Raw genomic sequence first — 23,523 nt, 5'->3', positions numbered from 1 at the left:
AAATTAAGGAGTTGATTGTTTCAAAATAGCGACGTACGTCTCGGTTAACGTAGCTCAGTTTATTGCACTACTGGTACTTACTTCATATTGCTTGACCTCGATCACATCGGCGGCGACGTAGTGGTCGCTTCCTATGTTCACGAGGTGGGGTGGGTGTGGTGAGCGGGCTGGTGCCTCGACCTGTTCCTGCGGTGTGTCCCGTAAATAAGGATTCGTCCTCGGAATCGATGCCAGGAGTGATTTCGTGTACGGGTGGATTGGATTTCTAAAGATTTCTTCTTTCGATGCAATTTCGAGCATGTGCCCTAAATGCAAAACGGCTACTCGGTCACTCATATGATGGACGACGCTCAGGTCATGCGAAATGAAAATACACGTCAGGTTGTATTCCTTCTGCAGTTCCTTCAGTAGATTCAGAATTTGTGCCTGTACCGAGACGTCCAGCGCTGAAACAGGCTCGTCGGCAATGATCAACTTTGGCTTCAAGGCCAATGCTCGTGCAATAGCGATTCGTTGACGTTGCCCGCCAGAAAATTCATGGATTCTTTTCTCGTATGAGCTCTGTGGCAGTCCTACTTTGTCGAGCATTTCCATTGCAAGCTGTGTCCGCTCTTTTGGGCTGTGCAGCTTCTGGATAAGCATCGGTTCCTCTAATATCTCACCAACTGTAAAGCGTGGATTCAGTGATTCGAACAGGTTTTGAAAGATCATTTGGAATTCGCGTTTGAGCGGCCTCAGCTTCTTATCGTTCATAGTCGTTATGTCAGTTCCATCGAAATGAATCGTTCCGTGGTTGGGTTTATACAGGCGCATCAACGTTCGTCCCAGTGTCGATTTTCCAGAACCGGATTCCCCGACAATCCCTAACGTTTCGCCCTTAAACACATCGAACGAAATGCCATCCAACGCTCGATGTACCTTGCGACCTTCATAAAAATAGTTCGATAGACTTCGTACTTTAACAAGAGGCGTTTTCAATGTCCGACCGCCTCGGCTTTCTCTTTAAAAAATCGCACAAAGTGCCCTGGTTCGACTTCGACCAGTTCGGATGGCGCATGATACGATTTTTGCGCCAACGAGAGCGTCTCAGGGGCAAACGTTCTCCCTTCATATCCCTTATCCTCGTAAGCAAAATCCTTGATTGTCAGCAGCCGCTCTTTCGGTTCGCTAATATTTGGTATGCCGTTCATCAGACCTTTCGTATACGTATGGATAGGGTGATCGAATATCGTAAATACATCTCCGGCTTCGACGATTTTTCCGCCGAACATGACATAGACACGATCTGCATACTCGGCTACGAGTCCGAAGTCATGGGTGATCAACAATATCGACGCATCCGTTTTCTTTTTGTAGTCCATCAAGAGCTCCATGATTTGCTTTTGGATTGTGACATCGAGGGCTGTTGTCGGTTCATCGGCAATAATCAGCTTAGGGTTGCATGAGATCGCCATTGCAATCAAGGCACGTTGCTTCATTCCTCCAGAAAGCTGAGCAGGGTAGTCATCATAGATTTCGGCTGGATTTTGAAACCCGACGGCAGCTAGTAAGCGAAGGACTTCCTCCTTCAGCTGATTTGGTTTGACGATTTTGTGATACCGCAGTCCTTCTGTAATTTGTCGGCCGATTTTGAATGCTGGATTGAGAGACACCATTGCATCCTGGAAAATCATCGAAATGCCTTTACCGCGTACCTGTTCCATTTCCTTTTTAGGAAGCTGTAAAAGATTTTTTCCATCGAAATGAATGCTTCCGCCTTTCACCTTTCCGCTTTTAGGTAGCAGGCCGAGAATCGATAGAGAGGATATGCTTTTTCCGGACCCTGATTCACCGATAATCGCCACTGTTTCTCCTTTGCCAACAGATAAATCCACTCCATCAACCACGACGGATTCCTCATTTTTCATTTGAAAGGCAACCTTCAACGCTTTTATATGTAGTAACATTTCATCGTTCATAGCTTTCCCCCCTTAAAACTAGCTTCGTTCGGACTTGATCGAGTTTTGGATGCCATTGATGACTAGGTTCATTGCAAAGATCGTCAACCCGAAAAATCCTAGTGGTATCAAGACAATATGAGGCTTCAGCATCACTTCTTTATAGTTGCTCCCGATCAGTCCTGACCATTCGCCCGACATTGAAACGAGAACATCACTTACATTGAAAATATCCCCAGTCGTGAACGTTTGTCCTCCGCCCAAAAAGACCAATAAAACGCCGAGATGTGCGAGTAGGAGCAATACTGAGATGATCTGTTGTGCCACCACCAATAAAAACCGCGATGCCATCTCAGGTAACACATGCCTTCGATATACATAACCCGGCTTTGCCCCGAGTGTGAATGTGCTTGATATGTATTCTTTTTTCATAATCGAAGACATGTCTTTTGATAACGTGGATACGAGTGGTGGTACGCCAATCAAAACAAGAATGATGCATTGGATGACAAGTATTTCCGTAAAGCTTTTTCCGCTGTCTACTTGTTGAAAGACGAGCGGTGCAATCAGAATGTATGCGAGAATCGACGTCGGAACAAACAGCGTTGATTCAAAGATATCCTCGAAAACAGGACGCAGCTTTTTCGAATAATGGTTATAAAAGATCGAAAAGATCCCAGAAACGGCAACTCGGATAATAGCGATGCCGAAAGCGATCAAGATCGTATATTTGGCTCCATCAAATAAAAGAAAAAGTAGATTTCGTCCAAATCGATCCGTTCCAAATGGAGGAACTTGCGATGGTGTGAATGGTGCAACTCCGACTAATTCTCCATCCTTGTATAAATACGGCACTTGTTCAGGTGCTGAATAAAAATGATGAAGGGTAAAGCTGATCAGAATCATTGCTCCCATAATGAACGAGCCAATGAGAAACTGTGGTTGTTTTAATAGTTTCAGACTCATGCCGCACCCTCCTCATTTTTACCGGTAGATTGATAGATGAATGATTGTGCCAATTCAAATAGGAAAGTGAACGGAATCGCAATCAGCATGACAGAAATAAAGAACATGAAGCTGTTGAAGCTGAGCATTGTCATCATAATTCCATGGATATTGAAGACATATTCCATGATGAAAAGATTTGAAAGCATGAACACAAAGATTGTTTTAAAATATAAGAACAGATTGAACAACACGTTTTTGAACACGTGTCGAATTAATATGTAGTGATCACTCAAACCCATTGATTTCGCTACTGTTATATACGGCTTGTCCTGTTCTTCGTTCATTAATAGGAACGTAATTTTGAAGAGTTGGATTGTCGGTAAAACGGATAAGGTCAAAATCGGTAATAGATAGATTTTGTCATCATATAAAGTCGTGACATTTGCGATGAGCAAGCCTGTTTTTTGATAGATGTACACGATTGTAAGCTGCAAAACAATGACGATGAAAATATCGGGAAGCGATTCAAATAAACTGATGAGTCCATAAATCATTCTTTTAAGGCGATGGTGAAGGATGGACGTACAAAAGGTAAAGAAGATCGCAAAACATAACCCGACGAGAAGGGCTCCCATAAAAATCGTCATCGAATAAAAATATTTTTCAAACAGATCTGGAAAAAGGCTGTACGTTTTATCGTTTAGCGTGTACTCCCATAGGTTCACCTTCTGATCGATACCATGAATCAAGGATGGCAGGAAGCTAATAAGAATGACCCCAAGCATTATAGACCTAAGCTTATCAAAATAGTTCTCGACAGAAAACTTCATGAAACTCCCCCGAAATCATCTCAAATCCAATTTCATGTCGAAAAATGGATTTATTTTACACATAATTGTACCTAGAAAAGAAGTCCTTGTCAAAAATATTCAGATAATTTAAATAGACAAATTCAACAGATTACTAGGGTATACGATTAATCTTCTCTAAAACTGGGTCATAGAAGAAAGAACATACAAATTAGTATGTATTAGGAGAGATGGTTCATTTCAGAGCCTGTCCACACCAATATGGAGGATTTTCATAAAATATCGTGGGGAGGTGAGTAATTATGGCGAAACAAATTTTGGATTATTTCGTAAGCGTACCAGCATCCGCTAACAATTCATTAAACCGGGTAGTCCCTGCATCTCCCGCCAATATAAAATTAGCGGAATTCGGCTTGTCGATTCCCGATCCGACGAATTTAGTTGAACTAACAGCAACGGTAGGCTGGACGGCAACACTTGGAAATCCGGTATTACTGTTTAAAATTTTCAGAGGGTCGCAAATCATTTTTTCAACAATTGATGAAACCGATATCAATGTGGCGAATGTTAAAACGCAATCATTTAATGCAGTAGATTCTAATGTACCTGCAGGGCAACGGGTTTATTCGTTGACGGTTGAGCAAATAAGTGATGAACCACTAATAAATACTGCCTCAGTTACAGGTCCAGTCACCTTTACGGGATTGGCGATTGGTGACTAATCATTTTCATAATAAGCAAAATCGTACAAAACGCATGGTTCCATGCGTTTTCTTATCTATTGTAAAAACATCTATATCGTTTTATGTAGTGCATTGACAGCTTGATGTTCATCATCTTTTTTTACATAGATATCGTATTGTGTATTATCCTTGAATGTTCGTTCTCGGGAGTTCAGATCGGTCGGGATTTGAGTTTTGTATTTAACTCCATGGTTCTTTAATCTGGAGATGACTCTGATGTAGTCGTTATATCCAAAAGCAGTATAAATCATCTGCCAGTTCCTTTTAAAAAGTGAACGGTTCAAGGAGCTTATAATGATGACTCCGAAAATAACTATCAAAAAAACCAATGCCGGGTTTGACATGAAACTACAACTCCCTCTTTATCCTTCCCACATAATCTTAACATAAAATTCCATCAAAACGTTTCTTGAAAAATTCCGGCCATTATAAAAAAATAGCATGTTGTTACCGATATATAAGATAACTACATGATAAGAGGGTGATCGAGTTGGTAAGAGAATATAATCGAAGGCTAGATGCAGTCAGGATAACCATTCAGAATCAACTTCTCGAATCAGTAGACAAGCTTGGTCTGACACACTCTCGAACGGTCCGTCTAAGTGAAAAGCTTGATAAAATCATTATTAAGATGATGAAGCTTAAGTGAAAACCCGTTAAATGATTGAAAGTTGAAATCGGTTGAGTTATTTCTTTGCAAACAAATAGAGTGCTGCCATCAGAAATCCAAATGCTAGGATCCGCTTCCCGTCGATTGGAATGGGTTTCATGCCGAGCCAGCCGAAATGGTCGATGATTGAGCTTGTTATGATTTGAGCTGCAATAACGGCGATCAATGCGGCCGCAACTCCAATCTTCGGGACAGCAAGAACCATCGCAAATACATAATATGCTCCGAGTACGCCACCGATCAATTGCCACTTTGGAACTGAAAAGGTACTTAATAGATTTCCTTTTCCGAAAAAGAGCATCATCAGGAATAAAACGACTGTTCCAATCAGAAAGGAAACAAATGCACCTTCAATGACCCCGATTTTTCTGCCTAGTCCACCGTTAACCCCAGCCTGAATGGCGACCGCAACACCGCCAAGAAAAACAGTGACAACCATCAAAATGTTCATAGCCCGACCTCCCTTTTCTTTCTAGGTACTTATTACTTTATCATAGTGCAAACGATATTCTCTAAACCTTCTAATATTCTGAAAAATCGACAAAAGAACAGAATCTTCCTATTATGTTTCTACAATCTTTTTAAATTCTATGTGTTATGTTTTTGATAAAACTAGCAAATTTCACTAGTTTTTTTCGACGATAAAATAAAAGGGGGATAGAAATAATTTTTTGACAGGCTTCATGAAGTTTTTCCACATTGAATAAAATAATGAGTAGATGTTCCATTTCTTTGATCCTCACATACGTATAGCCGGAGCTCTTGTTCGGTTTCTTTTTTTCTAATCACTCCACTTCTTACTTTGCTTAAAAGCAAAACCAGATAATCACATCATCAATTTCATATTCGTATTTTCGCTACATACTAGATTCAGGGAGGAATGACAATGTCTGATTTAGTTAAAATTGGGTTGATTCAAGCAACACATGATGTAGATGGAAATGAGCCGGTTGAAGTCCACAAGGAAAAATCAATTGAGAAGCATATCGGACTTGTAAAAGAGGCGGCTCAAAAGGGTGCGCAAATCATTTGTTTACAGGAGATCTTTTACGGACCTTATTTTTGTGCGGAACAAAGCTCGAAATGGTATGACTCTGCTGAGGAGATACCGAATGGTCCAACGACGTCTAAATTTCAGGCGTTGGCTAGGGAACTTGGTGTTGTTATCGTTCTGCCAATCTATGAGCGTGAAGGAATTGCCACCTATTATAATACGGCTGCAGTCATAGATGCAGACGGCTCCTATTTAGGAAAATATCGAAAGCAACATATCCCACATGTAAAGGTTGGAGATGAGGGCTGTGGATTCTGGGAGAAGTATTATTTTAAACCAGGAAACCTAGGATATCCAGTTTTTGATACCGCTTTCGCAAAGGTCGGGGTGTACATCTGTTATGACCGACACTTCCCAGAAGGTGCAAGATTACTAGGGTTGAGCGGAGCCGAAGTTGTTTTTAATCCATCCGCAACGGTCGCTGGACTTTCGGAGTATTTATGGAAGCTTGAGCAGCCTGCCCATGCGGTTGCGAATGGTTACTATTTAGGTGCAATCAACCGGGTTGGAACAGAGGGACCTTGGAATATGGGTGAGTTTTATGGCCAATCGTATTTAGTTGATCCACGTGGAAACTTTGTCGCAATGGCGAGCCGGGATCAGGATGAAGTCATTATCGGTGAGATGAATAAGAAAATGATACGTGAGGTTCGTGATGTGTGGCAGTTTTACAGGGATCGTCGTCCGGAGACGTATGGAGATATGACCGCTTTACTACCTTAGAAAACATTGGTTTTGTGCAGCGTTTGAACGATACATTTCATTTTAAAGGGGGCTAAAAGACTTGGCTAAATCCGAAATGGCACGTATTTCATTGACGGATCTGAGCAGAAATTTTCAAGAGGTCGAACCAGGACTTACAGGCCGTGAAGCAATTGAGGAGGCGAACCGCTGTCTCTATTGCTATGATGCGCCCTGTATACAGGCATGTCCGACAGGGATCGATATCCCCACATTCATTAAAAAGATTGCTTCTGGAAACATGAAGGGTTCCGCAACAACAATCATGTCTGCCAATCCTGTAGGAGCAAGCTGTGCACGGGTATGCCCGACGGAGGAATTGTGTGAAGGGGCGTGTGTCCTCAATCATTCCACAAAACCAATCATGATTGGAGATTTACAGCGTTATGCGACGGATTGGGCGATTCATAATGATCAGGTCCTTTTTGAAAAAGGTGCTTCGAACGGTCGGACGGTTGCCGTTGTTGGCGGAGGTCCAGCGGGGTTATCCGCAGCACGAGAGCTTGCGCGACTCGGCTACAAGGTAACGATTTTTGAGGCATCGGAGCAAGCAGGGGGATTGAATACGTATGGCATTGTTTCGTTTCGTCTTCCACAGAAAATCTCGTTCTGGGAAGTTGATCAGGTTAAGAGACTCGATGTCGAAATTCGTACGAATACAGAGGTTGGGAAGGATATTTCGGCTGAGGAGCTGTTGAGTTCGTTTGATACGGTCGTGCTTAGCGCTGGAATGGCGAACGTACCGAATCTTGGAATTGAGGGGGAAAAGCTTGAAGGTGTGTACGATGCGATTGAATTTGTGAAAGAAACGAAAACAAAGCCGCTGAACGATGATCTTGTTGGAAAAAATGTCGTCGTGATCGGTGCTGGCAATACCGCGATTGACGGTGCAACCTGTTCGGTTCGTCTAGGCGCTGGTAATGTGAAAATTTTATACCGCCGTACGCAGGAAGAAATGACGGCATATGGTTTCGAGTATGAGTTTGCAAAGCAGGATGGTGTTGAATTCCGTTGGCTTACCCAGCCTACGAAAATCATTGGCGATGAAAATGGCCGTGTGAAGGCGATCGAATGCCTTCGGATGGAGCTCGGTGAACCTGGCGCGGATAGAAGAAGGCGTCCGGTCCCTGTTGAAGGATCTGAATTTACGTTACCTGTAGATGCGATCGTTAAGGCGATTGGACAGACACGACACCAGAGTGTGATCGACGCGTTCAACCTTGAACACGAGAACGGAGTCGTTCAAGTTTCTGGAACGTACCAAACCTCCAATCCAAATGTCTTCGCCTGTGGTGATGTTGTGTTTGGGAAAGGAAAAGGTGAGGCGATGGTCGTTACCGCAGCCCAGCAAGGAAAAGACGTCGCCTATGCGGTCCATCTTCAAATTGAGAAAAATTCTGTAACGGCCTAGACGAGATTCAGTTTAGTTCTAGAAAGGAGACGAACCGATGGCTGATTTACGAACGAATGTGGCTGGGATCAAATCGCCCAACCCATTTTGGTTAGCGTCTGCCCCACCGACCAATTCAGGCTACCAGGTACAACGTGCTTTTGAAGCAGGGTGGGGTGGAGCGGTATGGAAAACACTCGGGGATCCGATTTTAAACGTTACTTCACGTTTTGCGGCGGTGAGCTATAACGGTCAACGAGTAGCAGGTTTCAATAATATCGAACTGATTACCGATCGTCCGCTTGAAGTCAATCTTAAGGAAATTTATGAGACGAAGAAGAAATATCCTGACCATGCGATTATTGCCTCCTTAATGGTCGAACCGAAACAGGAAAAATGGCATGAAATTGTTAAAAAAGTGGAGGAAATCGGGGTGGATGGGCTTGAATTGAACTTCGGCTGTCCGCACGGTATGGCGGAGCGTGGAATGGGATCAGCCTCCGGGCAGGTACCTGAGCTTGTTGAAAAGCAAACGTTCTGGACAAAGGAAGTGGCCCGGACACCTGTCATTGTCAAGCTGACACCAAACATCACCGACATTACCGCAACCGCGGAAGCGGCCGTACAAGGCGGGGCGGACGCGGTCAGCATGATCAATACGATCAATAGTTTAGCAGGCGTTGACCTCGATACGTGGAACACGATTCCGCATGTCGGCGGAAAAGGGGCTCACGGTGGCTATTGTGGTCCAGCGGTAAAGCCGATTGCTCTCAACATGGTGGCTGAATGTGCAAGACACCCGAAAATCAATGTGCCGATTTCTGGGATCGGTGGTATTTCCGACTGGCAAAATGCGGTTGAATTCATGCTGATGGGTGCTTCAGGTGTTCAGGTGTGTACGGCGGTGATGCATCATGGGTTCCGAATCGTTGAGGATATGATCGAAGGGTTGGACAATTACCTCGATGAAAAGGGCATCGCATCCGTAAATGACATTATCGGGGCAGCAGTTCCGAAGTATTCGGATTGGGGAAATCTCGATCTCAATTATAAAATTGTCGCTCGGATCAACAATGATGTTTGCATCAACTGCAATAAATGTCACATCGCCTGTGAAGATACCTCACACCAGTGTATCGATATGTTAAAGGACGGAGCTGGGAATTCATATTTAGAAGTGCGTGAGGAGGATTGCGTTGGGTGCAATCTTTGTTCAATCGTCTGTCCAGTTGATGGGGCGATCGATATGATCGAAGTCGAAAGTGAGAATCCTCCGATGACCTGGAATGAACGTCAGGCAGCACTTTCGGAACCTCGATCGTTGTTTGATCCCGTGAAATAGTCTAAGTCTCTTTTTACATGCACGGAACTCTCGACAAATGAAAGGAGTACTGCATTTATGAAAAAACTAATCAAAAATGGAACGATCGTAACCGCGTCTGATACGTATTCAGCAGATCTTTTAATTGAGGGCGAACAGATCAAAACGATAGGGGAAAACCTCGATGTGCAAGGTGCAGAGGTCGTGGATGCAAAGGGCTGTTACGTTTTCCCTGGTGGAATCGATCCCCATACACATCTCGAAATGCCGTTTGGAGGAACCGTATCGAAGGACGATTTTGAAACAGGAACAATCGCTGCAGCCCATGGTGGTACGACGACCGTCATCGATTTTTGCTTAACGAATAAAGGGGAACCGCTGCAAAACGCAATTGACGTTTGGCACAAGAAATCAAAGGATAAAGCGGTCATCGATTACAGCTTTCACTTAATGATTTCTGAGCTCAATGAAGAGGTGCTGAACCAGCTGCCTCGGGTCATGGATGAAGAGGGGATTACATCGTTCAAAGTGTTCATGGCGTATAAAAATGTATTCCAAGCCGATGATGAGACCTTGTTCCGTACACTCGTGACGGCAAAGGAACTTGGCGGACTCGTAATGGTGCATGCTGAAAATGGGGATGTCATCGATTATCTTGTCAAAAGAGCATTGGACGAAGGGAAGACCGATCCGATCTACCATGCATTGACACGCCCGCCTGAGGTGGAAGGTGAAGCAACTGGCCGGGCCGCTCAGCTGACAGGTCTCGCAAACTCTCAACTATATGTCGTCCATGTATCCTGTGCAGATGCCGTCAACCGGATTGTAGAAGCACGCAACAAAGGTTATGAGGTGTGGGGCGAAACGTGTCCGCAATACTTGATGCTTGATAAAACGTATCTAGAAAAGCCAGACTTTGAAGGAGCAAAATACGTTTGGTCTCCGCCGCTTCGTGATAAGTGGAATCAGGAGGTCCTTTGGAAAGCCTTGAAGAACGGCCAACTGCAAACACTCGGCTCTGACCAATGTTCGTTTGATTTTAAAGGGCAAAAGGATCTTGGCAAGGGTGATTTTTCTAAAATTCCAAACGGCGGACCGATGATTGAAGACCGCGTCAGCATACTCTTCTCAGAAGGTGTGAAAAAGGGACGAATCACGCTGAATCAGTTCGTGGACATAATGTCGACCCGGATTGCCAAGCTGTTCGGTCTATTCCCGAAAAAGGGGACGATCACGGTTGGAGCAGATGCAGACCTTATCATTTTCGATCCGACTGTGGAACGGACGATTTCTGCGAAAACCCATCATATGGCGGTTGATTACAACGCCTTTGAAGGGATGAAGGTAACGGGAGAGGCGGTTTCGGTTCTTTCGCGTGGTGAATTTGTCATCCGTGATAAACAGTTCGTTGGGAAAACCGGTAAAGGTAACTATATAAAGCGTGCCAAATACAGCGAGCTTTTACATGAAGTGAGTGAAACATTGACTATCTAAACAGTTTTACCTGACATCAATTGCGAGAGCTTAACTTTTTAGGGGAAAAGGAGTGATTGTCTTGAGATCAAGGTCAAAACCAAGCTATTTAAAATCTCCTGACTTGCTGCCGATCGGCCAAGAGGGGAGAAAGATTACAACGCTCGGCTTTTCATTCATGTGGGTTGGTATGGTTGTCGTTCTTGCAACGTTCGCAATTGGTGGGGCTGGTGTTATCTCTTTACCACTTCCACTCGTTATCCTTGCCACTATCATCGGAACCGTTGGGATTGGTATATTCATTTCGTTAATTGCAGATATCGGTATTGAGCATGGTCTATCATTTCCGGTGTATATGCGGGCTCCTTTCGGAACGTTAGGAACACATATTCCATCGATTGTCCGCGGGGTTGCAGCGTCGATGTGGTTTGGTATCAACACGTACTTCGGGGCAACAGCAATGAACGGAATCTTGAATATCATATACGGATTCGATAATTGGCTCGTCTGTTTCTTCATTTTTGCGTTCGTCCAATTGATAAATACAGCTCTTGGTATCAAAGCGGTGGAGCGATTTGCTGATCTTGCAGCACCTACGATCATTCTTATTTCGATCTGGATGTATATGGAGTTGTCCAACACTGCCGCTACAGAAGGGCGGGATGTGTGGACGTGGGCGGAAAACCCTGCCACTGGCGCTGCTGCGTTTACGGCTTTTCTTGTGGTGATTTTCAGTAATATGGGATTTTGGGCGACGTTAGCTGCAGACATTCCAACGATTTCTCGGTTTATTAAAGCTCCGAAATTCGAACGGAATTGGTTTAAGCGGAATAAAGGTGCTCTCATCGGAAGTTTGGTTGCGATGCCGATTACACAAACGTTTATGATCATCATTGGTGCAGTCGCCTATATTGCGGTCCAAAATTATGATCCGGTGGTAGCATTGCAGGAAACCGCGACAGGATGGGTACTGGGTGTTCTTCTCCTAATGATCGTGCTAGCACAGTGGTCAACAAATACCGCAGCAAATGTCATCCCTGCAGCAACGATTTATTCAAATGTAGGCGGTTCAAAGTTTCCGTTTTGGGCAGGTGTATTTACGGCAGGGATTGTCGGGACCGCCGTTCAGCCGTGGAGTCTATTCGGTGTCATCATACCGGTTTTACTTTTTATCGGTGGAATATTATCGGCGATTGTCGGAATCCTTTTTGCAGACTATTACCTGTTACGGAAGCGCCGAGTAAATGTTTATGATCTCTACAAAAAACACGGACAATACAAGTTTGATGGTGGAGTGAACGTCGCTGGACTTCTGTCGTGGGTCATAGGCGCCGTTGCCTCTTACTTTATCCCGAGCTATTCCTTCTTAGTCGGGTTTATCGTTGGTGGTGCTTGTTATTACTTCCTGTCGAAATACTGGTACTTCCAAAAGTATAAGCAAGCCGAAATCGAAGACCCGAGTGATGAGAAGTACTTAGGGATCACCGTCGGAAGAGACTGGAACCTAGATGAAGAAAGTGCTTCAGCTCCTTTAAAAGAAGCATCAGGAGCACCGAACATAACCGTAGACCCTTAATCATTCGGGATGTGAACTAGAATTTTTACTCGGAAAACAGGAGGAGAGTTAGATGTCAGAATACAAGGAATTTTTGAGTGAACGCGAAAAAATTGATTACTTACTTGAAAAAGGCTTTGACATAAAAAGAATTCAAGAAAATTTAAGCGGAGCGTTTGTCCGGTTTCAAGCTTCCGACAGGGAAACGGAGACGCTTCACGTAAAGACAGCGGAAGGGCGTAAGTATGTTTCGAATTTGTTCATTAAACAAAGATTGAATGTTTAGCGGTTCTAATAAACGAAATAAGGAAGGGGATCACCGATGGAATTTTCATTGAAGTGCAAAGCGAGTGTCTTTCCGTGTGAAGTGACAATCGATGAGGACAATGGTCGGTATATGCTTCGAAAAGCTGATTCTAGCGGGGAATTCTTTAATACCCCAGAGGAACTGGCTCGCTGGGTTTTTAAAAATTGGTCATTGGATGACTTTGATGAAATCGACTCCTTTCAAAAGATGCTGAAGATATTGGAATCCTACCTGCACACTAAAACTAATTAGTTTAGTAAATCACATAATGGAGGTTCTTTACAAATGACAGTTACACAAAAGGATACGATGAATCTGAAAAATTATATTAACGGAAAATGGGTTGAATCAACGAGTACAGAAACGTTAGAGGTTCCAAATCCAGCGACGAATGAAGTGCTAGCCCGTGTCCCGATTTCTACGAAAGGAGATTTGGATCAAGCGGTCAAAGCTGCGAACCTAGCGTTTCAAACGTGGAAAAACGTGCCTGTACCAAAACGAGCCCGAATCATGTATAAGTTTCACCACCTCATTTCGGAACAGCATGAGGAGCTTGCGAAATTAGTAGTTCAAGAGAACGGTAAGGCATATAAAGAAGCTTACGGAGAGGTTCAGCGTGGGATCGAGTGTGTTGAATTCGCGGCTGGAGCCCCAACGCACTTAATGGGTGAAACGTTGGCGAACATTGCGGAGGATATTGATTCAGAAATGTTTCGTTATCCGCTCGGTGTTGTTGGCGGCGTTACACCGTTCAACTTTCCGATGATGGTGCCGCTCTGGATGTTCCCGCTTGCAATCGTGTGTGGAAATACGTTCGTCTTGAAGCCTTCCGAACGGACGCCAATCCTCGCAAACCGATTAGCGGAATTGTTGACAGAAGCGGGACTTCCAGAAGGTGTGTTCAATATCGTACACGGGGCACATGATGTCGTCAATGGTTTACTTGAGCATAAGGATACCAAGGCGATTTCGTTTGTAGGTTCACAGCCCGTCGCTAAATATGTATATGAAAAAGCAGCCTCTGCCGGAAAGCGCGTCCAAGCATTATCTGGTGCGAAAAATCATCATTTCGTCATGCCGGATGCCGATATGGAGAAAGCGGTCCAGCATGTCATCAGTTCCACATTCGGTAGCGCTGGGCAGCGTTGTATGGCGTGCAGTGCAGTTGTCGTCATTGGAGACAACGATCGATTTGTCGAGGAACTACGTAAAAGTGCTGACAGCCTTACGATCGGGAATGGGATGGATGAAGAAGTCCTCTTGACTCCGGTTATCCGTGATACACACAGGCAAAAAGTTCTCGGCTACATTGAAAAAGGGATTGAGGAAGGCGCGGACCTCATTCGTGATGGACGCCGGGAAATGTCTGAAATGAATGATGGCAATTACCTTGGACCAACTATTTTTGACCACGTTACACCAGATATGACGATTGCAAAGGATGAAATTTTTGGCCCGGTTCTCAGCCTTTTACGAGCAAAAGACCTTGATGAAGGACTTGATCACCTCCGAAAGTCTCGTTTCGGAAACGGAGCAACGATTTATACGAAGGATGCGAAGGCAGTCCGTCAATTTCGTGAGGAAGCGGATGCAGGAATGCTTGGAATCAATGTCGGTGTTCCCGCAACGATGGCATTTTTCCCATTCTCAGGCTGGAAGGATTCGTTCTACGGAGACATGCACGTAAACGGAAAAGACGGCATCAACTTTTATACACGCAAAAAAATGATCACCTCTCGTTATGACTACTAATAGTGTCTCGACTACTAATAGAGGAGGAAAACAAATGGTCCAAGTCAATCAAACTCATGACATTTTAAAAAAGGATGAACAATTCGTTTGGCATTCAATGAAACCGTACAATCCGAATGCAACGCTTGTGGCGACAAAGGCGAAAGGCGCATGGGTAACCGATATCGACGGAAAGAATTATTTGGATGCAATGGCAGGCCTTTGGTGCGTTAATGTCGGTTACGGACGGACCGAGCTGGCAGATGCTGCTTATGAACAGTTAAAAGAGATGGCTTACTTTCCGTTAACACAAGGCCATCTTCCGGCTGTAAAGCTTGCCGAAAAATTGAACGAAATGCTTGGCGGAGATTACGTGATCTTTTTTTCCAATAGTGGCTCGGAAGCGAATGAGGTCGCCTTTAAAATCGCCCGCCAGTACCATCAGCAAAGAGGTGAGCATAACCGCTACAAAATCGTCTCACGATATAGATCCTATCATGGCAATTCGATGGGGTCCCTTGCCGCCACGGGTCAAGCACAGCGGAAATATAAATATGAACCACTCGCACCAGGATTTCTCCATGTCTCCCCTCCAGACACCTATCGCATGGAGGATGCCGATAAAGCAGAGATTCATGAAATGGCGTGCGTTCAAGAAATTGATCGAACGATGACATGGGAGTTGAGTGAAACGGTCGCCGCGATGATCATGGAACCAATCATTACGGGTGGAGGGATTCTGGTTCCGCCAGACGGTTATATGAAAGCAGCGAAAGAGATTTGTAAAAAGCACGGTGCACTTTTGATTGTCGATGAGGTCATTTGTGGATTCGGTCGGACTGGGAAAGCATTCGGTTTTCAAAATTATGGCATCCAGCCAGATATCGTGACAATGGCAAAAGGAATCACAAGTGCATATTTACCGCTCGCAGCAACAGCGGTTCGTAGGGAAATTTACGAAGCTTTTAATGGAATTGAAGAGTACGACTTTTTCCGTCATATTAACACATTCGGTGGAAATCCAGCCGCGTGTGCACTTGCTTTGAAAAACCTTGAAATTATGGAGAACGAGAAGCTGTGTGAACGGTCAGAAGAATTAGGTGATCATTTACGCAGCGATCTTCAGGCGAAACTACAGGCGCATCCTTACGTTGGTGATATTCGTGGAAAAGGACTGTTAGTAGGGGTCGAGCTTGTCGCAGATAAAACGTCAAAGGAACCACTTTCTACGGATCTTGTGAATGAAGTCATCACAGCGTGTAAAACGAATGGATTGATCATCGGGAAGAACGGGGTGACGGTTGCAGGCTACAATAATGTGCTAACACTTGCACCGCCGCTGAACATCGAGCACGACGACTTAAGCTTCATCGTCACGACATTGATCGAAGCGATAAACAGCCTGAAGGTCTAATCGTTTTAATACAATAAGCATGTGGCTAAGCAACACAACCACATGCTTTTTTTTATTGGCTAAATCGACCTTGACTGGATCATAGTCAAACGGTCTTTCCCAACAGATATATACGGTCCAACAACTGGAGTTACTTCAAGCGTGATCATAAAATGAAAGGTCCTGAATCTGCCTACCCTCTTCATTTTTAGGACATCGATTGGATATACCAATGGGTTATCATACAACAATTTAGAATAATAGTCGTGGACGGCCGTCTCGATAGTCTCAAGAAGAAAAAGCATTGACATATCCTGAAACATTAACTCTTTCGAATCTTGAGATGGATAGCGGGTAAGAGGAGTTGGAATCATAAGTATTCAAAGCGTTATAGGTCTCTAAGATGTCAGCATTATGTTTTAATAAGTATATGAAGATTACAGTATGCTGGAGGTGCTTTTGGTGGAGAATCATACACAACTCGCTACGAGAACAAGTCGAGTCTTTGCTTTTTTGATTGATCACGTCATTATATCTTTTATTATCGTTATTCCTTTTGTGTTTTATATGATGAATCAGGATAATAGCGAATCTGGAATAGTATTGACAGTTTTTTGGATAGCAATGTTTTTTGCTTTTATTTTTTATTCATTGAAAGATGTAGTTAAAGGGGTAAGTATAGGGAAGTGGATTTTCGGATTAGGCGTTCGGGATGAAGATAATTTAAAAACCATTCCACCGCTAACAAAGTTAATTTTAAGAAATTTGACTATAGTTATATGGCCGATTGAATTTGTCGTATTAGCGGCTAGGAGCAATAAACAGAGATTAGGAGATAGACTAGCTAAAACAGCTGTTGTAAAAGTAAGAGAAGTGAGCGCTATTAAAAAGATTATTGCAGTGTTATTAACCATCATTTTATTAGCGGTAATCATGTTTGTTTCGATTGCGTTCATGTTTAAAGGAACAGATTCCTATCAAACGGCAGAAAACTACATAGAAGATAGTAGTCAGATTATAAGGGAAACAGGTGGAATAGAAGGGTTTGGATTTTTACCAGCTGGTAGTATTCAAATAACCAACGGATATGGTGAAGCATATTTTACGATCAAAGTAAAAGGTGAAGAAAAAGATATTTATGTAGACATTTATTTAACGAAAAAACCAAGAAACGAATGGGATGTTCAAGAGATTCATTACTCTGATTAAACATTGGTAAAAACAAATTCGAACAGAATGAAAATAGAAGGTGATTACATGTTAATTCGAGTAAAACTAAGCGATATATTCGAAGGCATTGATATGCAATTTGACGGCTATAGTACATTCTTGCATACAAAAACAGGAACTGTCCTGTCTGTTGCTGACGATAGTCTTAGAACCGCTGAAGATGGAGAACCAGTAGATCATTTATCCAAGTGGCAACAGGAGGAACATGAAACTGCTATTGATATTATAGAGAATGATGAAGATTACGTAAGATTACCAAATCAATATGAGATCCATGAATATGAAATGATAGAGGACTTTTGTTTTACCATTCAAAAAAAAGAAACACGTGAAAGATTGTTTAAAGCAATAAAATGTAAGGGTGCCTTTAGAAGATTCAAAGATACGATACAAGTTTTGGGAATTGAAGATGATTGGTTCACATACCGCGATGATCGGTATAAACAAATAGCAAAAGAATGGTGCCAAGAAAATAACATAAATTTTATACAATAACCTTTGGAGGAAACTTCCTATGCACTATGGATGGATTGTCGTTTGGCTTACATTTTTCGCGGTGCTCCTTGCAGCAGGCATTCGCTCGATAACTGGTGTGATTATGATCCCTTTGGAGCAAGAGTTTGAATGGAGTCGTTCTGCGATATCCTTTGCGTTTGCAATTAACCTGACACTATATGGCTTTTCCGGTCCGTTCATCGCGGCTGGATTGGAGAGGGCGGGGATCCGAAAAACGATGGTTTATGCAATGCTCCTGTTGGTGTTCGGATTGATCGTAAGTTTGTTTATGTTCGAGATTTGGCAACTTCATCTGATCTGGGGAATTATAATCGGAATTGGATGTGGGGTCTTTCTTACCGTTCTCTCTGCGACGGTTGCGAATAACTGGTTTGAAAAACGAAGGGGAATGGTGCTTGGTTTGCTTATGGCAGGTACGGCTGCAGGGCAGATGCTTTTCCTGCCGTTGCTTGCCTATTTAACGGAGGAATACTCATGGCGCGCAGGGCTGTATGTTTTTATCGGCTTGGGAGCACTAATGATACCGATCATAGCCATCTGGATGAAGGATAAGCCTTCAGAGAAAGGCCTGCTTCCTTATGGGATGATAAAACAAGACGTTAGTCCGATTACGACTAAACGACAGAACCCAGTAAAGGCAGCCTTCGAAACCTTATGGACTGGTGCTCGTTCTGTACCGTTTTGGTTACTATCAATTAGCTTTTTTATCTGTGGATTGTCAACTACAGGACTTATCGGTACGCATTTTATTCCAGCTTCGACTCACAATGGTATTCCTGAGGTACAGGCCGCCAGCTTGTTCGCATTCATGGGTATTTTTAATATTATCGGGACGATGTTTTCTGGTTGGTTGTCTGATCGGCTTGATAATCGTTGGCTCTTATTTTGGTATTATGGCCTGCGGGGATTATCTCTGTTAGCGCTACCGTTTGTGTTGGAGGACCAATCGTACCTATTGCTAATTGGTTTTGCAGTTTTCTACGGACTGGACTGGATTGCGACGGTTCCACCTACGATCCGATTAGCCACGGATTATTTCGGAAAAAAGCGTGGAGCAATTATATACGGATGGGTTTTCGCTGCTCATCAGGTGGGAGCAGGAGTTGCTGCATTTTTGGGCGGCTACTTCTATGAAATTTTCCATGGTTATACGATTACATTTATATCTGCAGGAGCACTATGTATCGTCGCTACACTGTTTGTACTCAGCATCAAGAAGATACCACAAGCCGATGTGAAGGCAACCGTAGCTTAGGAGATGTGTCAGCTTAGAATACAATCTTACAAAAGCTCTTTTTGATAAAAAGGAACTAATAGGGCAATTAAAATAACCATTGCTACAACAGAAATTCCAATCCAAGTATAATTTTTTGTCCTACATGAAATTACAAAGTTTAATAGAAAGAAAGAGCAAAAGACAATCATAGCGAATAAGTGGAACCATATAATTTGTGTGTAATAATAAGCTATTATTGAAATAACCCCTAATATAGGGTAAATCTTTCTCAGGATGTTCACTCCGTCACCTCAAGTTTTCCCCCAGAAAGCAAAATGGGGGAGTTTTTTTAACAATCAATAGCAACTTTATAATATTTTCTATTTCTATTTTATAACGCTCTTATTAGAAAATTAAAAATAGCTACCCACTGGTAATTCTTTTTTATAAATGAAAAATCCCTTTATTTCTTGAAGGAAATATACCGATGGAATCGAATATGGAAAAATGGTCCAATTTTGATAGGGGTGGGACAAGTGTTCATACAACAACCATTTGACCAATTTTTAGATTTGGAATACGAGAGAATTAATGAAAGCCGAGTGAAAGTAAATTTACCGATCAAGCCATTATATATAAACAGCCTTGGGGTTGTCCATGGTGGTATCATTTCTACACTCGCTGATGTTGCGATGTGCAATACGATAGAACCTGATGAAGAGAACCAACAGAAGGTAGTCACGGTCGACTTGAATGTAACGTTTTTAAAAGGTGCAAGAGAACAAAAGCACTTAATTGCATTTGCCGATTTAATAAAGAGAGGAAGAACTCTTTCACATGCAGAATGTCTGATTTATGATGAAGCAGATAATTTGATTGCAAAAGCGAAAACAACTCTTTTTAATAACTGAGGTATAGTGGACGTTCAACTGAAATTTAATATGGAGGATTAGCGCATGAATCAAATAGTAGATCAAATTAGAATTGTAGAATACGATCCTAGCTATGCTGCCGCTGTAGCAGAAATGTGGAACAACAGCCGTGATGGCTGGGGTGGAGGGAATTCCATCCAAACCGAAGAGCAAGTGTTGAAGCAAGAGGCAAATTCGACGAACCTTCATTTATACTTGGCGTTAGACGGTGAAAAAGTAGTCGGCTATTGCAGTCTGGGAGAATATCGTGAGGACGAAGGTGCCCTCTATATTCCTTTACTTAATGTCCGAGGCGATTATCATGGAAAAAAGATCGGGAAAATGCTCCTTTTAAAAGCACTAGAACGATCGATCGAGATGAAATGGCCTCGTCTTGACCTATACACATGGCCTGGCAATACGAAAGCCGTTCCATTATATAAAAAATGCGGATTCTTTTGGGAAGAACGCGATGATGCAACCCACTTGATGAATTTCATGCCAACGGTCTTACATACTGAAGCGGTTCAAGACTTTTTTAAGGATTTGAATTGGTATGAAGCGAGCACAAGAACAATTGAAGTAAAACCGGACGGAAACAAAGAAAATGATTTCCATTATTATGAGTATTCTTGGTCCAACGAAGGCCGATTACTGAAAATGGAGTTTGAACGGTTCGGAAGAGGTCTCCGTTCGATTGAGACAGACGATTACCAAATTACTGCAACGATCGAAGACTTTAAACTCGTATTCGGCTCAGAATATAAGATTCGTTATCACATCAAAAACAAGACAGGGAATCCGCTGACGATTTCCTTTCAAGGTCAAGATAATAGTAACATCCGATTCTCGTTTGGAAAAGCGGTCGAGGTCGACGAGGAAACGACAGTCGAGGCTCCGTTTTTCGTCGGGAAGGTGGAGGAAGAACAGAGCATTTGGAGAACGCATCCGACCGTCAATACAACGGTGAAAATCAATGGGAAACAAGCGTCGTTCAAGGTTGGCCTGATGCCGAAATTCCCAGCAAATGTAGAGTGTCATATTACGGATAACCTGACGTTCGTCGGTAAAACCGCATCACTCTATGTTGACATCGTAAACAATTACAAAGAGGAAGTTGCCTTTTCGTTTTCACTTCCAGAAAGTGATTTGATGCAGCTCGACCGAAACAAGGTCGAGGTTACACTGGAACCGAAATCAAGATGCTCCGTGCCAATTCGATATACGTTGAAAAAGCACGGATTTTACAGTCCGGAAATCAAGGTGACGGCAACGAAACAAGATGGTTCTTCGGTGACCTTTACAAAGAAAATCGCTGTCGCTTTTAAAGGGATCGGTGCTGGTTTTACCGGTGAAAGTGAGGATATGTATCACGTCTATAATGGACAATACCATATGTGGTTGGAGAAGTTCGACAACTGGTTGATTCCAGGCAAGGAAAAGACGGATGACCAGGATTCAGCTTTCATTTATCCGAAGCTAGGCAAGCCTTTTTCTGAAGAGTTTTCAAAAATCCGAGCAGAACGTGTCGAGTTTTTCGAGGGTGCACGTTCGGTTGGCTACAAGGCGACGTATCAGTCAAAAGCATTTCCGGAAGTGAAACTAAATGCAGTTGCGAAGCTATACAGCGAGGGGCTCATCGAACTTCATTATGAGGTGGAGAACATCGGTGAGGATGCATTGGCGGAAGAGCTCTGGCTCAATAATCCGATCTTTCATAACCTTGAGCGAGCAGTCATTCCGTACGAAAACAAGCTCGTGGAAATGAAGGATTCGATCGGTACGTTCCACGAATATTGGAAAGGCGATTCGGTTACGGAAAACTGGATCTTTTCCCGGGATTCCGACAATCCTCGTGGAATCTGTTGGTCCTCTTATGACAAAATCAATTTCGGTGGCTGGTTCGTCTACTTCGAACACCGAATCGGTAGATTGAAAGGTAAGGAATCGGTCAAAACGAATCCAGTATTCATGACCATCGGCGCATTCCAGGACTGGCATTCATTCCGGGAATTTGCACGGCAACAATCGGTTGAAAAGGAACCGTTGACCGACCATCTCGCGTTTGAAGTTAATGGAGACAATCCGTTTGTATTTAAAAAGCAATCGATCCCTGTTCGTGTCACTGATTACAAGGCTTCTTATTTTAATGGAACGATCGATATACGTCTAGACGACACGATTTTAAAGACCGAGAAATTCACAAAAGAGGATACGGTAAAAACGAAGGAATTTTCAGTAGAAGTAGAGGGCGGACGGGATACCGGAATCCTATCTTCACATATAATCTTGGACTCTATTGCAATTCGAGAAGATTCTCTTTTTATAAAAAAGGGTAGTGAATCGGTTCGTTATGAAACTGGTGAAAAAGAGGGGATCAGCACCTACTCATGCAGCAATGGTCCGTTGGAAATTTCCGTTGCCCCTGACTATTACCCTAGTTTATTCTCATTGAAGGCGAACGGTCGCGAATGGCTGGACTCCTCCTTTCCGAAGGTACACCCGAAATCATGGTGGAATCCGTGGCCAGGTGGAATTGGAAATTCCCTTCGTAAAGTGAGTCCGAATTCGATATTGAAGGAAAAACGGCATACAGAGTTCGCGACCGTCTACGATACGAAAGGGAACAAGTGGGAAGGGTTGAAGGTCGTCGTCAAATTGCGTGAACATGAAAAATACAAAGGGTTCGAATTCCATCAATATTTCTTGCTTTTACCTGGTTCACCTGTCCTATGCCAAACGACAGAAATCATCCAAAACGCAGGAAGGTTCATGGATATGAAGAACTGGGACACGTATTGTTTCTTTAATCCGAGTGACGATTCCTCGAATGCGTGGGGGAATTTCCAGAACGTGACCGGTGAGTGGCAAAAGGTTTATGGCGGTAAAGGAGAGCAAGAGATAAGAGTAGGTCGCAATGTCGTTTTTGGAGCGGATGATCACGAGGAAAGACTTCAAATCATCTCGGATATGAATGAAGCAAGGCTCGAGTCCTACATCAATAAAGAAGTGATGATGTTATCTCTCCAATCGAAGCTAAACATTGAACATGGAAGGAGATTTTTTACTACACCAGTCTTTTTCAAGGTTGGCACGGAGGTTGTCGAGGATCGTGCCCTCGATAGCTTGAAATCCATCCGATTTTAAAAACTCTGGCAAACTTTTGAGGGGTTCATACGGACAGTTCAGAGCAATAATACAGGCAAACTGTCCTCATGAGGTGTTTATACGTACAGTTCAGAGCAATAATCCGATTAAACTGTCCGCATGAGGGGTTTATGCGGACAGTTTAAAGCAATACTTCGATCAAACTGTCGTCATGAGAGGCTTATGCGGACAGTTCAAAGCAATTATCCGATTAAACTGTCCTCATGAGGGGTTCATACGGACAGTTCAGAGCAATAATCCGAGTATACTGTCCTCATGAGAGGTTCATGCGGACAGTTCTGAGCAATAATACAGGCAAACTGTCCTCATGAGGGGTTTATGCGGACAGTTTAAAGCAATACTTCGATCAAACTGTCGTCATGAGAGGCTTATGCGGACAGTTCAAAGCAATTATCCGATTAAACTGTCGT

At 43.2% G+C, this 23,523-nt stretch carries 23 protein-coding genes; 16 read left to right on the top strand and 7 right to left on the bottom strand.

From position 1 onward, the window contains the following. Positions 1–54: 54 nt before the first annotated feature. The 4 genes from MOJ78_RS16500 to MOJ78_RS16485 are packed head-to-tail and all read right to left on the bottom strand — an operon-like array spanning position 55 to position 3,715. Positions 55–978, bottom strand: coding sequence for an ABC transporter ATP-binding protein (locus MOJ78_RS16500; protein ID WP_304978425.1), 924 nt, complete (start codon positions 976–978; stop codon positions 55–57). Next, complete coding sequence (locus tag MOJ78_RS16495; RefSeq protein WP_304978424.1) at positions 975–1,958, bottom strand: ABC transporter ATP-binding protein; 984 nt, start codon at positions 1,956–1,958, stop codon at positions 975–977. The genes MOJ78_RS16500 and MOJ78_RS16495 overlap by 4 nt, the downstream gene beginning before the upstream one ends. Before the next feature lie 18 nt (positions 1,959–1,976). Then, complete coding sequence (locus MOJ78_RS16490; protein WP_304978423.1) at positions 1,977–2,903, bottom strand: ABC transporter permease subunit; 927 nt, start codon at positions 2,901–2,903, stop codon at positions 1,977–1,979. Continuing rightward, positions 2,900–3,715 (bottom strand): ABC transporter permease subunit, encoded by an 816-nt coding sequence (locus MOJ78_RS16485; protein ID WP_304978422.1) that lies wholly within the window; start codon positions 3,713–3,715, stop codon positions 2,900–2,902. Before MOJ78_RS16485 ends, MOJ78_RS16490 begins: the two co-directional genes overlap by 4 nt. Positions 3,716–3,996: 281 nt before the next feature. On the opposite strand from MOJ78_RS16485, the gene MOJ78_RS16480 reads away from it, so the two are divergent. Further along, on the top strand, positions 3,997–4,416 hold the full coding sequence (locus tag MOJ78_RS16480) for a hypothetical protein (RefSeq protein WP_304978421.1): 420 nt from the start codon (positions 3,997–3,999) through the stop codon (positions 4,414–4,416). A 71-nt stretch (positions 4,417–4,487) separates the two neighbouring features. On the opposite strand, the gene MOJ78_RS16475 is transcribed toward MOJ78_RS16480, so the two are convergent. Continuing rightward, on the bottom strand, positions 4,488–4,781 hold the full coding sequence (locus tag MOJ78_RS16475) for a hypothetical protein (protein ID WP_304978420.1): 294 nt from the start codon (positions 4,779–4,781) through the stop codon (positions 4,488–4,490). A gap of 146 nt (positions 4,782–4,927) precedes the next feature. On the opposite strand from MOJ78_RS16475, the gene MOJ78_RS16470 reads away from it, so the two are divergent. Then, entirely contained in the window at positions 4,928–5,086 is a 159-nt protein-coding gene (locus MOJ78_RS16470) for an aspartyl-phosphate phosphatase Spo0E family protein (protein ID WP_304978419.1), read from the top strand. 37 nt (positions 5,087–5,123) lie between these two features. On the opposite strand, the gene MOJ78_RS16465 is transcribed toward MOJ78_RS16470, so the two are convergent. Further along, the gene (locus tag MOJ78_RS16465) at positions 5,124–5,558 is read right to left on the bottom strand and encodes a DMT family transporter (RefSeq protein ID WP_304978418.1); all 435 of its coding nucleotides are present in this window, start codon (positions 5,556–5,558) and stop codon (positions 5,124–5,126) included. A 435-nt stretch (positions 5,559–5,993) separates the two neighbouring features. Here MOJ78_RS16465 and MOJ78_RS16460 point away from each other — a divergent pair, with 435 nt between their 5' ends. The 9 genes from MOJ78_RS16460 to MOJ78_RS16420 all read left to right on the top strand — a co-directional run bounded on the left by MOJ78_RS16460 (position 5,994) and on the right by MOJ78_RS16420 (position 16,093). Beyond that, on the top strand, positions 5,994–6,884 hold the full coding sequence (locus tag MOJ78_RS16460; protein WP_304978417.1) for a nitrilase-related carbon-nitrogen hydrolase: 891 nt from the start codon (positions 5,994–5,996) through the stop codon (positions 6,882–6,884). A 76-nt stretch (positions 6,885–6,960) separates the two neighbouring features. Further along, complete coding sequence (locus MOJ78_RS16455) at positions 6,961–8,313, top strand: NAD(P)-dependent oxidoreductase (protein WP_304981286.1); 1,353 nt, start codon at positions 6,961–6,963, stop codon at positions 8,311–8,313. Positions 8,314–8,350: 37 nt separating this feature from the next. After that, positions 8,351–9,634: an NAD-dependent dihydropyrimidine dehydrogenase subunit PreA gene (preA, locus tag MOJ78_RS16450; protein WP_304978416.1), complete on the top strand. Its 1,284-nt coding sequence runs from the start codon at positions 8,351–8,353 to the stop codon at positions 9,632–9,634. Between the two features lie 57 nt (positions 9,635–9,691). Then, on the top strand, positions 9,692–11,107 hold the full coding sequence (hydA, locus tag MOJ78_RS16445) for a dihydropyrimidinase (protein ID WP_304978415.1): 1,416 nt from the start codon (positions 9,692–9,694) through the stop codon (positions 11,105–11,107). Between the two features lie 61 nt (positions 11,108–11,168). Further along, positions 11,169–12,662, top strand: coding sequence for an NCS1 family transporter (locus tag MOJ78_RS16440; RefSeq protein ID WP_304978414.1), 1,494 nt, complete (start codon positions 11,169–11,171; stop codon positions 12,660–12,662). Between the two features lie 52 nt (positions 12,663–12,714). Continuing rightward, the gene (locus tag MOJ78_RS16435; protein ID WP_304978413.1) at positions 12,715–12,927 is read left to right on the top strand and encodes a hypothetical protein; all 213 of its coding nucleotides are present in this window, start codon (positions 12,715–12,717) and stop codon (positions 12,925–12,927) included. 36 nt (positions 12,928–12,963) lie between these two features. Continuing rightward, positions 12,964–13,200 carry a hypothetical protein gene (locus MOJ78_RS16430; protein WP_304978412.1) on the top strand — a complete coding sequence of 79 codons (237 nt, stop codon included), beginning with the start codon at positions 12,964–12,966 and terminating at the stop codon, positions 13,198–13,200. A gap of 33 nt (positions 13,201–13,233) precedes the next feature. Further along, positions 13,234–14,700, top strand: coding sequence for a CoA-acylating methylmalonate-semialdehyde dehydrogenase (locus MOJ78_RS16425; protein WP_304978411.1), 1,467 nt, complete (start codon positions 13,234–13,236; stop codon positions 14,698–14,700). 34 nt (positions 14,701–14,734) lie between these two features. Further along, positions 14,735–16,093: an aspartate aminotransferase family protein gene (locus MOJ78_RS16420; protein WP_304978410.1), complete on the top strand. Its 1,359-nt coding sequence runs from the start codon at positions 14,735–14,737 to the stop codon at positions 16,091–16,093. Between the two features lie 59 nt (positions 16,094–16,152). Here MOJ78_RS16420 and MOJ78_RS16415 read toward each other — a convergent pair whose 3' ends face one another. Further along, positions 16,153–16,377 (bottom strand): DUF3888 domain-containing protein, encoded by a 225-nt coding sequence (locus tag MOJ78_RS16415; protein ID WP_304978409.1) that lies wholly within the window; start codon positions 16,375–16,377, stop codon positions 16,153–16,155. Positions 16,378–16,534: 157 nt separating this feature from the next. On the opposite strand from MOJ78_RS16415, the gene MOJ78_RS16410 reads away from it, so the two are divergent. From MOJ78_RS16410 to MOJ78_RS16390, 5 genes are all read left to right on the top strand, one after another. Beyond that, positions 16,535–17,281, top strand: a complete 747-nt coding sequence (locus MOJ78_RS16410) for an RDD family protein (RefSeq protein ID WP_304978408.1) — start codon at positions 16,535–16,537, stop codon at positions 17,279–17,281. A 48-nt stretch (positions 17,282–17,329) separates the two neighbouring features. Next, complete coding sequence (locus tag MOJ78_RS16405) at positions 17,330–17,797, top strand: UPF0158 family protein (protein WP_304978407.1); 468 nt, start codon at positions 17,330–17,332, stop codon at positions 17,795–17,797. A gap of 19 nt (positions 17,798–17,816) precedes the next feature. Continuing rightward, positions 17,817–19,073: an MFS transporter gene (locus MOJ78_RS16400; RefSeq protein ID WP_304978406.1), complete on the top strand. Its 1,257-nt coding sequence runs from the start codon at positions 17,817–17,819 to the stop codon at positions 19,071–19,073. Between the two features lie 497 nt (positions 19,074–19,570). Further along, entirely contained in the window at positions 19,571–19,945 is a 375-nt protein-coding gene (locus tag MOJ78_RS16395) for a PaaI family thioesterase (protein ID WP_304978405.1), read from the top strand. A 45-nt stretch (positions 19,946–19,990) separates the two neighbouring features. Beyond that, a complete protein-coding gene (locus tag MOJ78_RS16390; protein WP_304978404.1) occupies positions 19,991–23,092 on the top strand; it encodes a GNAT family N-acetyltransferase in 3,102 nt (1,033 codons plus the stop codon). Positions 23,093–23,523: the final 431 nt, after the last annotated feature.

It is taken from the genome of Alkalihalobacillus sp. AL-G, assembly GCF_030643805.1.
In the GTDB taxonomy this organism is placed as follows: domain Bacteria; phylum Bacillota; class Bacilli; order Bacillales; family Fictibacillaceae; genus Pseudalkalibacillus.
This window is presented reverse-complemented; position numbering and strand designations above follow the sequence as displayed.